Origin of the sequence: Mastigocladopsis repens PCC 10914 (assembly GCF_000315565.1) — a bacterium.
GTDB classification, from domain to species: Bacteria; Cyanobacteriota; Cyanobacteriia; order Cyanobacteriales; family Nostocaceae; genus Mastigocladopsis; species Mastigocladopsis repens.
Window position 1 is genome coordinate 4,951,087 of sequence record NZ_JH992901.1, and the last position, 14,247, is coordinate 4,965,333.

11 protein-coding genes are annotated in these 14,247 nt (G+C 44.6%); 4 read left to right on the forward strand and 7 right to left on the reverse strand.

What is annotated here, in order from left to right; all coding sequences use genetic code 11:
• Positions 1–35 precede the first annotated feature (35 nt).
• Complete coding sequence (gene purH / locus MAS10914_RS0124025) at positions 36–1,589, forward strand: bifunctional phosphoribosylaminoimidazolecarboxamide formyltransferase/IMP cyclohydrolase (protein ID WP_017318495.1); 1,554 nt, start codon at positions 36–38, stop codon at positions 1,587–1,589.
• 424 nt (positions 1,590–2,013) lie between these two features.
• On the opposite strand, the gene MAS10914_RS0124030 is transcribed toward purH, so the two are convergent.
• On the reverse strand, positions 2,014–2,544 hold the full coding sequence (locus MAS10914_RS0124030; protein ID WP_017318496.1) for a GNAT family N-acetyltransferase: 531 nt from the start codon (positions 2,542–2,544) through the stop codon (positions 2,014–2,016).
• A 23-nt stretch (positions 2,545–2,567) separates the two neighbouring features.
• Positions 2,568–3,374, reverse strand: coding sequence for a TrmB family transcriptional regulator (locus MAS10914_RS0124035; RefSeq protein WP_017318497.1), 807 nt, complete (start codon positions 3,372–3,374; stop codon positions 2,568–2,570).
• 370 nt (positions 3,375–3,744) lie between these two features.
• On the opposite strand from MAS10914_RS0124035, the gene MAS10914_RS0124040 reads away from it, so the two are divergent.
• Both MAS10914_RS0124040 and MAS10914_RS0124045 read left to right on the forward strand, forming a co-directional pair.
• Positions 3,745–6,258 carry a molybdopterin-containing oxidoreductase family protein gene (locus MAS10914_RS0124040; protein ID WP_026082776.1) on the forward strand — a complete coding sequence of 838 codons (2,514 nt, stop codon included), beginning with the start codon at positions 3,745–3,747 and terminating at the stop codon, positions 6,256–6,258.
• Between the two features lie 376 nt (positions 6,259–6,634).
• On the forward strand, positions 6,635–7,090 hold the full coding sequence (locus tag MAS10914_RS0124045; protein ID WP_026082777.1) for a GFA family protein: 456 nt from the start codon (positions 6,635–6,637) through the stop codon (positions 7,088–7,090).
• 14 nt (positions 7,091–7,104) lie between these two features.
• Here the strand turns inward: MAS10914_RS0124045 and MAS10914_RS0124050 are convergent, their stop codons facing one another.
• The 4 genes from MAS10914_RS0124050 to MAS10914_RS0124065 all read right to left on the reverse strand — a co-directional run bounded on the left by MAS10914_RS0124050 (position 7,105) and on the right by MAS10914_RS0124065 (position 9,881).
• Entirely contained in the window at positions 7,105–8,268 is a 1,164-nt protein-coding gene (locus MAS10914_RS0124050) for a phosphoserine transaminase (protein WP_026082778.1), read from the reverse strand.
• A gap of 141 nt (positions 8,269–8,409) precedes the next feature.
• Positions 8,410–8,925: a hypothetical protein gene (locus MAS10914_RS0124055; RefSeq protein ID WP_017318501.1), complete on the reverse strand. Its 516-nt coding sequence runs from the start codon at positions 8,923–8,925 to the stop codon at positions 8,410–8,412.
• A 429-nt stretch (positions 8,926–9,354) separates the two neighbouring features.
• Complete coding sequence (locus MAS10914_RS32300) at positions 9,355–9,651, reverse strand: peptidoglycan-binding domain-containing protein (protein WP_071599854.1); 297 nt, start codon at positions 9,649–9,651, stop codon at positions 9,355–9,357.
• A 14-nt stretch (positions 9,652–9,665) separates the two neighbouring features.
• Complete coding sequence (locus tag MAS10914_RS0124065) at positions 9,666–9,881, reverse strand: peptidoglycan-binding domain-containing protein (RefSeq protein ID WP_017318503.1); 216 nt, start codon at positions 9,879–9,881, stop codon at positions 9,666–9,668.
• Between the two features lie 466 nt (positions 9,882–10,347).
• Here MAS10914_RS0124065 and MAS10914_RS0124070 point away from each other — a divergent pair, with 466 nt between their 5' ends.
• Positions 10,348–11,028, forward strand: a complete 681-nt coding sequence (locus MAS10914_RS0124070) for a hypothetical protein (protein ID WP_026082779.1) — start codon at positions 10,348–10,350, stop codon at positions 11,026–11,028.
• A 193-nt stretch (positions 11,029–11,221) separates the two neighbouring features.
• Here MAS10914_RS0124070 and MAS10914_RS0124075 read toward each other — a convergent pair whose 3' ends face one another.
• Positions 11,222–13,492 (reverse strand): GumC family protein, encoded by a 2,271-nt coding sequence (locus MAS10914_RS0124075; RefSeq protein ID WP_033366498.1) that lies wholly within the window; start codon positions 13,490–13,492, stop codon positions 11,222–11,224.
• Positions 13,493–14,247: the final 755 nt, after the last annotated feature.

Genomic DNA, 14,247 nt, shown 5'->3' on the forward strand with positions numbered 1-14,247 from the left:
CTAACTGTATATACACCAAAGGAAGCTTGGGAAATATGGCGCGTCTAGCACTGCTGAGTGTATCTAATAAAACAGGATTAATTGACCTTGCCCGTAGCTTAGTAGAAGAATTTGATTTTGAATTCATCAGCAGTGGAGGTACAGCCAAAGCACTGAAAGATGCAGGACTACCAGTGACGAAAGTTGCTGATTACACAGGTTCTCCAGAAATTCTAGGTGGTAGAGTCAAAACCTTGCATCCTCGGATACATGGCGGCATTTTAGCACGGCGGGATGTCCCTGAAGATATCGCAGATTTGGAAAATAACCAAATTCGCCCCATTGATTTAGTCGTGGTGAATCTTTATCCTTTTGCAGAAACGATCTCTAAAGAAGGCGTGACTTTACCTGAGGCGATCGAGCAAATTGATATCGGTGGTCCTGCTATGCTCAGGGCAGCGTCAAAAAACTTTGCCCATCTGACAATTTTATGTGAACCGGGGCAGTATGAAGAATATTTACAGGAAATGCGCCGCTCAAATGGTGAACCATCCTTAGAGTTTCGGCAAAGGTGCGCTTTAAAAGGATTTTTGCATACTTCGAGCTATGACCAGGCAATAGCTGCATACCTGAGCAGTCACCTTACCCCCACTAGTAAAGAGGGGGAATTACCTCAACAGTACTCCCTTTCGGGCAAACAACTACAATCTCTCCGGTACGGCGAAAATCCCCATCAAAGCGCAGCTTGGTATCAAACTGGTACGACTTCAACTGGATGGGCAGCTGCTACGAAACTTCAAGGTAAGGAACTTAGTTACAATAATTTAGTTGATTTAGAAGCAGCAAGGCGCATCATTTCTGAATTCCCCGATACGCCAGCAGCAGTAATTATCAAACACACAAATCCCTGCGGCGTCGCCTTAGGAGATACTTTGCAAGCAGCTTACCAAAAAGCATTCAACGCTGATCCTGTTTCTGCTTTTGGTGGAATTGTCGCACTCAACCGTCCAATTGATGCAGTCACAGCTACTGAGTTAACAAAAACCTTTTTAGAATGCGTGGTTGCACCAGGTTGTGATAGCGAAGCACAGGAAATTCTGGCTGCTAAATCAAAAGTGCGCGTATTAATTTTACCAGAATTGAGCAGTGGACCGAAAGAAACTGTAAAAGTTATTGCAGGCGGTTTCCTTGTGCAAGCTTCAGACGATGTGGTTGCGGATACTAATCAATGGCAAGTCGTCACCGAAAAGAAACCTACTGATGATGAGTTGGAAGAATTGCTGTTTGCTTGGAAAGTTTGCAAACACGTTAAGTCTAATGCAATTGTTGTGAGTAGCGATCGCACAACCTTGGGTGTGGGTGCAGGTCAGATGAACCGCGTTGGCTCAGTTAAAATTGCTTTAGAACAAGCTGGAGAAAAAGCCAAAGGTGCAATTCTTGCCAGTGATGGATTCTTTCCCTTTGACGATTCAGTCAGAACAGGCGCAGCAGCAGGAATTACGGCTATTGTGCAACCAGGGGGAAGTTTGCGCGATCAAGATTCCATTGAAGCTGCTAATGAACTAGGTTTAGTCATGGTGTTGACAGGTATTCGTCACTTTCTACATTAAAAATCTCTGCCTTATGACGGATGTGGATTTTAACACAAGCCATGAGAGATAGAAAACAAATTATGCCATACGCCTTAAGATAGTAGAGCAGTTGCCAAAGTGTCACTTACTATATATCGCATCTAATTTAACGCGTGATATTGTTTAGATGGTGTGAGGAGTAAGTTGAAGACAAAAAGCGCTTGGAGTCGAAACACGGCAAGACGTCCAGGCGCTTTTTGCTATCTGTGTCCAGAAGCAAGAGGTTCAGTTTTTAAAGTGTCACTTACCATACTTGCTTTTGGATTAAGAGGGTGTTATTGTCTATTTGTGTGTGTGAGGAGCAAGTGTAAAGCAAAGAGCACTTAGGGTGGAAACACGGTAACACTCCTGAGTGCTTTTTGTTTTTGTTCTGGAAGCTGTAGCTGATCTTTGCGTCAGGCTTTCATTTTTGGAAGTTGCTACAAGTAAGTTTTTTCTCCATCTTTAAGTTCAGCAGGGGAGTGGCGTATCGTGTGTCCACCTCCTGTGCAACGACACGGAATCCTATACTTTCATAAAGGTGTCGAGACTGAGGAAGCCCATCAACTGTCCATAAATAGATTTTTGGAAATGCTTTGCGGTGGGAGAAGTCCATCGCCTGGTTGAGAAGAGTCTTACCAATACCTCGACCTTGATAAGCAGGGTCAACAATGAACCAACGCAGCCGCGCTCCATCAGTAGGGTCACAGTTGTCAGCATTCCCTACTATAGCAACAGACCCAATGAGACGATCATCCCAAAGCGCTGTCAGCAGAAAGTCACGTTCCGTATCGTATTGCTCCCAAAAGTCACAGAGTTCACGAGCCTGCATAATTTCCCAATCTGCACCTACACCCCAACATCGACTGTAATAGAGTCCGTGTAGTTCGGTAATGCGTCCAATACAGCCGGGTTGATATCCTTCAGCGTAGATTGTATTGCTGTCAGTTAACATACTCGCTTTCCTCAGTAATGGTGTCAGCCAGAATATGGCTCGCTGCGCTCCCAAAGTTGCTCAAATGCCAGGTTTATCATCGCCACCATGCCACTGTGCCTAATAGCAAGAGCGGTGAAGCTAGGTGGACTCCCGACCGGGTCTTGCATGGAAATGAGTACAATATTGTCGTCGAACGCCTGCATCTTAATGGGCAATTCGGGAATTAAACGGATTTGTTGACCCCACGCATGAAAAGTGGCAAGCCAGATGCGAAGTTCTTCGTCTTCAAGGGCAGATGTTTCGTAGATGGCGCGGTATGAAACTCCGCGCGAGAGCGGCTCACGAATGAGACGCCAATTCTGCTCCTGGGTGACAATAAGGGGGCGTTTGATGCAGGAATTGACCCGAACACGAACCGTTTGCGCCAGCGCCAGCGCCTTGCTAGCGATTCGAGATGGATTCCCAAGCACGTCAATATACTCCAGGGGGTCATTTTGACCGCGCCCAACTTGATAAACAGGAGATAGATCCTCAATCAGCTCTTTTGTGCGAGCAACCATTTGTTGCCGCTCGCGCTCCAGAGCCTCTGCACGCTGTCCACTGAGTGCTTCCAGCGCTAAATCGGGAGCATTGGCGAAATAGGAGCGTGGGGAGGTGTCTTTGGAGATACACAGCCCCTTTTCTTCAAGAGATTCCAGGACATCGTAGATGCGTTGTCGTGGAATCTTCGCACGCGCCGCCAGTTCTGTAGGGGTGAAGCTGCTGCGCCCAAGCAGTGCTAGGTAAGCCGCAGCTTCATATCCAGTTAAACCCAGTTCACTGAGTAGTGCAATTTGCTTTTCCACCACTGCTAAATACCTATTGCAATTCCCACTTTTTGTGTAACCACAGTAAGTGGTGTCATAATTAATATATCACCACTTGCAAGTGGTGTCAAAACGATAGCTACAACTCAAGCGGCTTTTTTGGCGAATTCCACAGCTAGAGTTCAAATTTAGAACCGACAAGGTAATAGAGAATCATAGTTAACTTTTCCTAAGACGCGAATGCTGCAAAACGGCAGAGGATGGAGCAGATATTTCTCAACTTTGGAGCAAAACATGGAGATGAGTTTGGACAAGCAGCTGGTGTTGCTGGCTCCATTTGTATAAGGATATCAACAAGTACTTAATAAGAAGATTATCAACACCCTCTTACTAACTCATAGGGAGCATCCCAATGATGTCACGCAGGAAAAAGACCTCACGGCGCGGTTTTCTCACAGGGGTAGCAGTCAGTGCAGCCACTGTCACCACAGCAGAGTTACTGAAAAAACAGGAGGCAGATGCTGCTGAGGAAAATCACAATAGCGCAGTCAATCTCCAACCAACTGAATTTGATTTTACCCAGAAATCCGCTGCATTCCAGCCAGACAAAATTGTGGATAGTGCCTGCCAATTCTGCAACTCTCTGTGCGGTTTAAAGGTTCATGTAAAAGACGGACACATTATAAATGTCTTGGGCGAACCGGATGATCCAGTACAGGCAGGAGGCTTGTGTGTCAAGGGTCCGATGATGACCCAACTGGTCTATAACCGCTTCCGCCTCACTCACCCGATGAAGCGGGTTGCAGGTGAAAAGGGTTCACCCGATTCTCAATTTGAGCCGATTTCTTGGGAGGAAGCGTTAGAGACCATCGCCGCCAAGTTTCTGGCGTTGAGGGATGCAGGAGATGCTAGGGCGATCGCCAATAAAACCTCAGGCAGATTACCACGCGGCACCGGTTCTCTGGTCGGACGCTACTTCACTCTCCTAGGCAGTCCCAACGACACCGATGTGGGTCCTGTCTGCAATGATGCAGGTGGAAATGCCTTGGCATGGACTTTTGGTCTAGGGAATTTCACGAACGGCTACGGTATCGATGGCGCAACTGGCAAAGAAGACCTAGGGTCTGCCAAATTTTTTCTCTTTTTGGGGACTAACCAGGCGGAAACTCATCCAGTGACCTTCGCCTATCTTCTTAGAAGCCGCGCGACTACCAAAGCCAAGCTAGTCGTCATCGACCCCCGCTTAACTCCTACGGGAGCGCAAGCAGATGAATGGATTGCACCTAAGCCGCACACTGACTTGGCTCTCGTGTTGGCAATGCTTCACCACATTGTCACCAACAACCTGTACGATGCTGCCTTTGTGCAAAAATGGGTACTGGGCTTTGATGAACTAAAAAAGCACCTTGTCAGTAACGGCTATACACCTGAGTGGGCTGCGGCAATTACGGATATTCCTGCAACTAAAATTAAGAGCCTTGCTAAGGCTTACGCCACAACTAAGCCCGCTGCCATTTTCTGCAATGCTGGTATTTCTCACCAGTTGGGAGCCTTCGACACCTACCGCACTTTGGCGTTCCTTGCCGCCATCACAGGTAACATTGGCATCAATGGTGGGGGTTGCAACTTCATGCACAACACCTGGCCCGGTGGTCTAAATCTGCCATCAATCAAAGGCAAGACACCAAAGAAAGATGTTGCGCTGCCCGTAGGACCAGATTATTTTGCTGAATCTATCCTCACAGGCAAACCATACCAGTTAAAAGCCATTGTCACCCAGGGGAATCCTCTTCTTGCCTCCTCGCAGACAGGTAAAGTACAGGAGGCTTACCGCAAACTGGACTTTTACGTCTACACCGGATTGTTTATGGAGGAGTCTGCCTACTATGCCGACATCATCCTACCTGTTACCAGTGGCTTTGAAATGGAAACCGTTTATATGCGGCGAGATGACCGCGCAATCCGTTGGCAAAAGCAAGTTGTTCCCCCAGTGGGAGAGTCCAAACCAGACTGGCACATCTGGATTGATCTGGCACACGCCACAGCAAAGTTAGATAAACGCAATCGACCTCAATACTGGACAGAGAACTTTCCTCTAGCATGGAAAGATTACGGCAATCTTTGGGCAACTTTCGTGGCAAACACTCCCGGTATGGGCGGTATGACGACCGAACGGATGTCCAAGCGTTCAGAACCCTTGCGCTGGCCCTGCCCATCAGTGGATCATCCCGGTGTCAGTACTCTTTACCTGGATCATGCTTCTTGGTATAGTGCAGCACAGGCGCTCAATCCTCAGAACAAAGGCAAGCGATTCCTCACGCCCAGTGGGAAGGTAGAGATTTATACGCCCGAGATGCAAAAGCAGCTAGCCAGTGCTGGACACGCCGCCCTACCCATCTTCTACACCCATCCGGAAGTTACTGGTCGCCATCCGACCATCGAGTATACAGAGCAACTGGTGAAAAATCCGGTGAACCCGCAGGCATTCACCCACAAGGTCAAATTAGGGAAGGTCTCCTCTGGCGAGGTTCATCGGCAGTATCCGCTGATGGGGATGACTGGCAGATCCAGTGTGGTTCATTTTCACTCGGTTACACACTGGACTTATACGGGCAAACAAATGAACGGTGTTCGCCTCGTTCAAATCCACCCGAAAGTAGCACAAGCAGCAGGTATTAACAACGCTGATGAAATCATTGTCGAAAGCCCCAGAGGGTCTATCAGAGGTACAGCTTTGATTTGGGAGGGGATTCGAGAGGATACAATTTTTGTGCCTAATTGGTTCGGTCAAGAGCAGAAAATGGCCCAAGAACTCCGTACCCCCTACTACGAAGCAGCTAACCAGTTGATAGACAACCAGTACTATGACAATCTTTCAGGACAGCAAGCATTTAAGTGCTTTGCCTGCCGAGTGAAGAAGGCATAGCGTGTTTAACAAAACGCTCATGCCAGATAAAGCAACTAGACTGGAAGTCCCTATCTGGAAAATCGGGTTGAACTTGTCAGGCTTGCAATCTCTCAAATGAAATCGACTTCCACATCCGGTGCGTGTCCCTCAAGGGAAGCCGATGCATCAGCCCATAGCCAAAAGCCCAGTCGTTGTGACTGGGCTTCAATAATAGACAGAGGGGTTATATTCGGTTGGCTAATTATAAGAGATTAGATATAAGTGATTACGTTAATAAAAACTACCACAAGAGGCATGCCAATTCCGGAAAAGTCAACAGAGAATTTTTAGATTCAAAATCAAAGCAGCTTCAGGTACAATCAGGCAGCACCAAATTGCAAAGGGGAGAAAAGCTGTGAGCGCTCCATACACCGGAGGCTGTCAGTGCGGACAAATTCGTTATGAAATCTGTGCTGAACCGTTAACTCTCTATCTGTGCCACTGTAAAGAATGTCAGAAACAATCTTCCAGTGCTTTTGGAATGTCCCTCACTGTGCCACGAGATACTGTTGTCATTGTCCAAGGACAACCGAAAGCTTGGACACGTAAAGCCGATAGTGGACGTGAGGTGACTTGTCTGTTCTGTGATGACTGTGGGACACGGCTGTTCCATGAGCGGACTTACAGTCAAGAAACCATCAACGTCAAAGCCGGAACGCTAGATGACACAAGTTGGTTACGTCCCGTGGGTAACCTTTGGACACGTAGCGCCCAACCTTGGGTGATGATTTCAGACGAGATGCTCAATTATGAAGGACAGCCAGAGGATGTGCATCCTCTGTGGGAAAAATGGGCACAACAGCATTCTTGAAACTGTGAAAATTCCTACTCTTGTTTCACAGTAGCGTATGCCCAATCCAACCACGGTAGCAACGCTTCAATATCCGCTGTTTCTACTGTGGCTCCACCCCAAATCCTGATCCCAGGCGGTGCGGCGCGGTAGGATGCGATATCAAAAGCCACTTCTTGCTTTTCCAAAAGTTTCGCCAGTTTCTTGGCAGATTCTGCTTGCTTTTCCGGACTTAAGGCTGTAAACCAATCATCAACAATCTTGAGACAAATGGAGGTACAAGAACGAGTTTCTGGCTTCTCTGCCAGGAAGGCTGCCCAATCACTTTGCTCAACCCAGCGGGCAATTGTTGCTAGATTCGCTTCGCTACGACGAATCAGGCTTGGAAGCCCACCAATACTTTCTGACCAAATTAATCCATCAAGCGCATCTTCTACACACAGCATTGATGGCGTGTTAATGGTGTCCCCTTGGAAAATTCCTTCAATCAATTTGCCTTTTTGTGTCAAGCGAAAGAGCTTAGGTAGGGGCCAAGCAGGTTGATAGCTTTCTAGGCGTTCGACAGCGCGGGGTGAAAGTACGATAACTCCATGCTGGGCTTCTCCTCCCAGAACCTTTTGCCAAGAGTAGGTGACAACATCCAACTTTTCCCACGGTATTTCCATTGCGAAAACAGCCGAGGTGGCATCGCAGATAGTCAGACCTTGGCGATCGCCTTTTATCCAATCGCCATTGGGTATCCTAACACCTGATGTCGTGCCATTCCACAAAAACACTACGTCATGACTAAAGTCAACTTGGTCGAAGTCTGGCAAACTGCCATAAGGTGCCTTGAGAATCTGGAGATCAGACAACTTCAGCTCATCTACGACATCTTTAACCCATTCCAAACCAAAGCTTTCCCATGCCAAAATATCGACGGGGAGCTTTCCCAACAATGACCACAATGCCATTTCCACTGCGCCTGTATCGGAAGCTGGAACGATACCCAAGCGATAATCAGCAGGAACACCGAGAATTTTTTTGGAGCGCTCAATGACTTCCTTTATCCGAGCTTTGCCATCCGCAGAACGGTGAGAGCGACCTACACAAGCGTTTTCTAATTTGGAAACAGACCAACCCGGACGTTTCGCACAAGGACCAGACGAAAAATGAGGAACTCGTGGTTTTGTTGTTGGAGGAGTAAGATGTGGTGACATACAAGATAATTTAATATAGATGCGACCTGGTGCAAGGTCGTAACTCGCTATTACTTTACGCTTTGCTTTGCCCCAGGTCAACAGTCAAAATTTATGAACTCCTATACAAAATATTGATCGCTACTCGCAATCAACTAACTGTTACTTCTTAGTAGGAACAACCTCAAACTCAAAAAAACTAATGCGACGATCATTAATATAGACTGTGATCGTATGTTTACCAGTAGGGTCGCCAGAAGCAATAGTCCAAAAATTTTCAATCACTCCTTTTTTTGCCACCTGTGTACGCTTCGTCACTGCTTCCATGCCATCAGCTGATATTGAAAAATTTTCACCACTCGCAGTACTCCAAGTTTCTGGGAGTTTGGGTAAGCGAAGAACTTCTCTCCATGTCACTTCACTTTGAGAGTCTTTAAGCTGAATTCGCCATCCGTACCGATTTCCCTCTTTGTGTGGCACGTTAGTTGTAGGGATAAAGGTTACTTTACCATTACTATCGTCTCTTAAAACCCCAAACTCCGTTTTCTTAACAGAAATCGTTTTAGTATTGACTGATTCGGAAGATACAATGTCATTGACAGCTAAAGAAGATACAACCCATGATGTCAGCCAGCAAGAAGCTAGCACTACGCCGTAAGCAAAATTTTTCATTAGCATCAGTTTTTTGTTAAAAAGTGCTTTTTAATTCATATCTGAATGAACCTCCTTTTTTCAGATAAACTGCTGACATTTCTACTACAATCAAAGTTAAGTTTTGCTTATGCTACTTAGATTGGAGAGACAACACTACTGCTTGATATACTCCACTCTGTTGTATAAACAAAAAGAACTCAGCACTCAAGAACTCAGCACTCAGGAGAAAGAGTATTATTCTGAGTCCTGCGTACTGTGTTCTGAATTCTCCTTAAAAAAGGTTAATTAACAGTTAAATTAGTGAGTTACACTACAGTAAACACTGGCATGATGGGCTGAAGGAGCCGCCCAAAGGGCATTGGCGCACAGCGCCCGCCCCTGTGGTCCCATGGCGCGATTGATTATTCATGTCTCTAACTTTGTCTCTAACTGAAATTAAAGCAACGGCAACATTCAATACTCACGAAATATATTGACGCTGCAACGAGAGGCATAGACATCTAACTTGCTCAATGCATACCAAGTCAGTGGTTCAATGATGCCATCACTTACTAGATAGTGTTCTGCTTGAAAAGCCTGGACTGCTTCGTCAGTTTTTGCTCCAAAAACACCATCAATAACACCAAAGTAGTAGCCACCAACGTTAAGGGCTTCTTGAACAGCTTTCACTATAGTTCCACTACTGCCAACACAAAGTTTTGGTAAGCTAGCAGATCCGTGGCACAAATATGCCCAAGTCTTTTCTCCCACAACTCCGTCTATCGTTAGGAAAGTAAGACACGTAAATATTTTACAGCATCCCTAGTTTCTCGGTCAAAGTAACCTGTGGTAGAAACCGATAAAGGATATGCTGATACGGTATCTAATTGAACGAGCCGCTGGTTTAGGGCTTTTTGCATTTCTTTGACAATTTGACCACAGGCACCAAATTGTAGGGTTGGTCTCTTTGTCGGGAATTGAGTTGCAACAGACAGAATCATGATGTCGCTTTAGAATGTAAGGAAATAATAAAGACTTATAAAAGAAACATTAAAGTTCCCTAACAGAACGACAGCTTTGGATGACCGTAGTGTGAATGTCAAATAGGTTTCATAATATTTCCCAAAAATCGAGTATATTTGGGGGTTCTTCTTTTATCTAAAGTAGTACAATTGTTCTAGTAAGAAACCTTTGAATCTTGGCGATTCGCCGCTTGCGGCGCTGCGCTCCGCGCAATCGCCCTTAATTAGGATAGGAGTTCCAAATGCTCAGTCGTTTGACCCACGTTAGTGTGCTTGTGAAAGACTATAATGAGGCTCTTCTCTAGTAGAACGAGAGGCTTGTACGGCAACACTCATGTCTTGGTAGAACAACCACAGAATTGAGTTAAGCAAGCCCTCAAAGAAGTCAAAGAGCAAGGGTCTGAGGGAACAAGGAACAGATAAAAATATAGTAGTATTTAACACCATGATGACACAAGTAAAGAGCGCAATTGCAGCCCAAGATGACAAACAAGCAATTGCAAAATCAGATTTTGAGCAACAATTTTTAGAAAAAAGAAATACTGCTGTCAAAAGCCTTGTTGACAACAGTATTTCCTTTCAAATGCTTGCTGATGCCACCGAAACAATTCTGCTTCATGCCTTTTGGTTAGCCAAGCAAAAACAGCAGCGCTCACTCAAAGAGTATAGAAAGCTCCTTGCTGCTCAGGGTTGGAAAGGTGAGGAAAAAAGATATCTTAAGGTTGCAGCAGCATTTCAAAAGTTTTCGCCGCAAGAGTTAGCACAAATTGAGCCAAGTACCGTATATCAGCTAGCGGAGAATAGCAAGAAGTACAAGCAAGTCATAGATAGGCTGCTAGACTTAACTGCAATCACCCAAGAAGCTGTGCGTTCCCTAATTAAAGAACAGCGCGTTCCTAAGGAACTAAAACTTGAAAAACCAAGTATTTGGCGGCGCACAAAGAATGGAGGGAGGTACTGCCAAGTTCCGCCGATTCACGAAACAGATGACCGGACTGGAACGACTCTGCAAAAGATGATGGATGAGGAGGGGTTGAGCGCACAGAAAATTGTGGCTGAAGCTGTAGCTCTGCGGCAAGCTTACAAGGAAGGACAGCTTGCATTTGTGGAAAAAAAGGCAACTTAAGACTTTAAGCCAATACGGTTCAGTTAAGGGGTATTTGTAACAATTTCATGCGTGTAGAGACGTGCCATGGCACGTCTCTACATTAAGTGTCGCACCTAAAAAAATCTTATCTGAACCGTATTGGACTTTAAGCTACAAGCCAAGGAATGAAATCCCTGGCTTGTAACAATTTTTGACCACTGGACTGAGATAGTTACAGGGAACGGTTCGTTCCATTAGCAATAATCCCAATCAGATTCAAGTTACTCAAAATTTCTGTCGCTTGAATTAGGGAATTCCGAGTCACTCGATTCATGCGCCCTACCATGACAATGCCATTGCAAAGAGATGCCATAATTCTGGCATCAACTGTGCCAAGAATAGGAGAAGTATCTATGAGCACAACGTCATAAGTTTGCTCAAAAAACTTCAGCAGTTCTTTCATCCGCGCAGAGGTTAATAGCTTAACTGTATCTTCAGGTGTAGGTCCAGCAGTCAAAACATCAATAGAGGGATGAATGGGTTGGATGTATTCCTTAACTGAGGAATTTGTTTCCTCTACTAATAATAGGGATAGTCCCCAATCATTAGTTAAACCCAAGATTTTGTGTAGGTTGGGTTGTCGCAGGCTGGCATCAATCAATAGAACCCGTTGATGCATACGAGCAGCACTCATCGCCAGTCCCAGCGCCAAGGTTGACTTCCCTTCTCCTGGCAATGCTGAAGTGAACATCAAAGATTTGTAGGGAACAAAAGACTTTGATATCTGAATGTTTTGGTACGCCATATCAAGCGTTTCGTGAGAAGGCAATAAGGCGTAGACGTTAAGCTGCTTTTCACCAGATATTGCTTCTGATGAGAAGCCAGCGAGTACTCGTTGCAAAGACAGGCGGAACAACTTCTTTTTCGTACTAAGCAGTGAAAGTTTTGGGACTGTTCCTAGTAAACGGAGGTTTGTTAGCCTCTGTAACTCTTCTGGAGAAGAGATAACATCGTTAGAGATTTCCGATATCAAGGCTGCGGCAACACCTAAAATCGGTCCCAATAGCACTCCTCCAAGTAATATGAATAGCTTATTGTCACCCAGAGAAGTTCCCCGTTGAGGTTCTTCCAATACTTGGAAATCAAACCCTCCTTGAGCAATCATCAATCCTAAAGATTGTTGCATTGCCATCAGTTGCTCAAGTGTTTTGCGATTTGTTTCCACCTCTGGCAGCAGACGTTTGTATTCTGCTATCAAACTTGGATATCTAGTGAGTTCCTCCTGCATTTGCACTTCTGAGTCAGCAAGACTCTTTTCATTGGCACGCAGTCCCAAGACTGCTGTTTGCATCTGAATTAACTCTTCCAAAAGCTTCAGGTCAATCTGTGCTACTTGTCCTCCTGTCAGTAGAGGTTCTTCTGTATCAGATGAGACTTCTGTTCCCGACGGCTTTTCTTTGAACAAAGTATCCGAGAGTGCTTGCACAGCTTTGTCTCCCAGCGCTCGTTTAATCTCTTCTTGTAGGAGCGCCACTTGACTAAGTCGCTGCTGTATCAGTTTTTGGACTGTTGGGAAGTCATCTGTATAGAGTAATCGCTCCTGAGCTAAAGCTAGGTCGGTCTTTTGAATCTCATTAAGTAGTGTTTGGTACTGGGTTGACTGACTCACATGAAAGGAGAGGAGTACGTTCTTGGGTGAAGATGACAATTCTTGTTTCAAGTTGTCGTAACGAGCTTGTAAGTCTTTAAGTTGAGCACGAGTGATTCTCAGCTGTTTCTTAATGTCAGCAAGAGATTGCAGAAGAATTTTGCCTTGTACTTCTGGGTCGAGTAAATGATGTGTTTTACGAAACTGTTCTAAATTTTTCTCAGCTTGAATCATTGTGTCTTTGGCCTTGGGCAGTCTTTCGTTTATGAAAGAAAGCCCTCTAGAAAGGCTCTGTTTTCTCAACTCTATATTATGTTCCTGATAGACTTTTTGTAGGGCTTGCAGAACTTTTTGTGCTTTTACTGGATCGTCATTCTTGAAGGAAACTTCAAAGACTTGACTGATTACTTTATGACCTACTGTCTGCCGCTCTAAGGGAGTGATCACCAAAGGTTCTTGTTGACCCTTCTTGCCTTTGATATGTTCTACTGTCAAATATGGATACTCAAAACGAAGCAAATTAACTGCTTTTTGTATCAAATTGGAACTCAGCATCAGCTTTTGTTGAGCAGTGTAGTCAACGCTCTCAAAATTAGGATCACTAAACTTGCTGTCTGCACCTTCTTGGATATGATTTGACCCTACCCCTTCAAAGAGCTTGGAACTGACCAGTATCTGCATAGAACTCTGGTGGATCGGTTTTGCAGTTAAAGTTAGAAGGCTAGTAACCGACATGATTACGCCAGAAATACCCAGAATTTGTAAGCGTCGGCGAAGCAGAATTGTAGAGAGTTTTCTGCCCTTAACCTTGCTTTGTGGAGAAGCAATAACTATTTGCTTATGCTCCAGACTCATGTCAGCCACAATTCAAGCCCTCTTAAATTATATTGAATGACTTTTCCTACAAGATTGTGAAAAAACTTTTTTGAGGCGTTTTGGAGTTCAAGGGAGTACCCTACGGCAAGCTGTCCTACGAGCATCTACAGCAGGGAGTTCGTTAAAAGACAACAAATTGAGTTTGAACTTCTATAACTTCTAAACTTTTTCTTTTATCCCTACATCATACACTATTCCAACTTGGGGATAAGATTCAGCTTAGTTTTCATTCATGAGTTAAAAAGTTAGACATAGATGACTGATGACTCATATTTTAAAAAATATCTAACCATAGGAAGAAAAATTGGTTTAAGACGACAATATTTACAGGATTTAACATCTTTTGAGTTTTTTCGGTTTCTTTTCAAGCTAAATGACACTATTGAGATAGTCAACCCTGTCCGTCTATCTTTACCATATCGTTAATAGTTGAGTTCTTTGAACTTTGTGCTAATTTGGTAAGCTTTTTATCCAAGGATTCGGCTGAGTTTAAGTAGGTAATAAATCTTGCTACGGTTATAGGTAACTAAAACACTAAGTTTTGTAGGACGATATATTTCTTTGTGTAGAAAAATACCTATTTTTACAAACACGTATCTATAATTTTCTAGGTAGTTATTAACTCTCAACGTTTATGAGAACAAGATAAGTAAAGAGAAAACCTTGAATGTTTATGTTTTGACAAAAATAGAACTAGTGGTTCAAGAGTCCTAAGTAAGTTGTGCCTGATTTTT

What these genes read in the sequence shown, in the direction of transcription:
- MAS10914_RS0124030 (WP_017318496.1), bottom strand. Translation starts at nt 2,544, where the DNA reads ATGTTAACTGACAGCAATACAATCTACGCTGAAGGATATCAACCCGGC.
- MAS10914_RS0124040 (WP_026082776.1), top strand. Translation starts at nt 3,745, where the DNA reads ATGATGTCACGCAGGAAAAAGACCTCACGGCGCGGTTTTCTCACAGGG.
- purH (WP_017318495.1), top strand. Translation starts at nt 36, where the DNA reads ATGGCGCGTCTAGCACTGCTGAGTGTATCTAATAAAACAGGATTAATT.
- MAS10914_RS0124065 (WP_017318503.1), bottom strand. Translation starts at nt 9,881, where the DNA reads ATGATTCTGTCTGTTGCAACTCAATTCCCGACAAAGAGACCAACCCTA.
- MAS10914_RS0124055 (WP_017318501.1), bottom strand. Translation starts at nt 8,925, where the DNA reads ATGCTAATGAAAAATTTTGCTTACGGCGTAGTGCTAGCTTCTTGCTGG.
- MAS10914_RS0124050 (WP_026082778.1), bottom strand. Translation starts at nt 8,268, where the DNA reads ATGTCACCACATCTTACTCCTCCAACAACAAAACCACGAGTTCCTCAT.
- MAS10914_RS0124070 (WP_026082779.1), top strand. Translation starts at nt 10,348, where the DNA reads ATGATGACACAAGTAAAGAGCGCAATTGCAGCCCAAGATGACAAACAA.
- MAS10914_RS0124075 (WP_033366498.1), bottom strand. Translation starts at nt 13,492, where the DNA reads ATGAGTCTGGAGCATAAGCAAATAGTTATTGCTTCTCCACAAAGCAAG.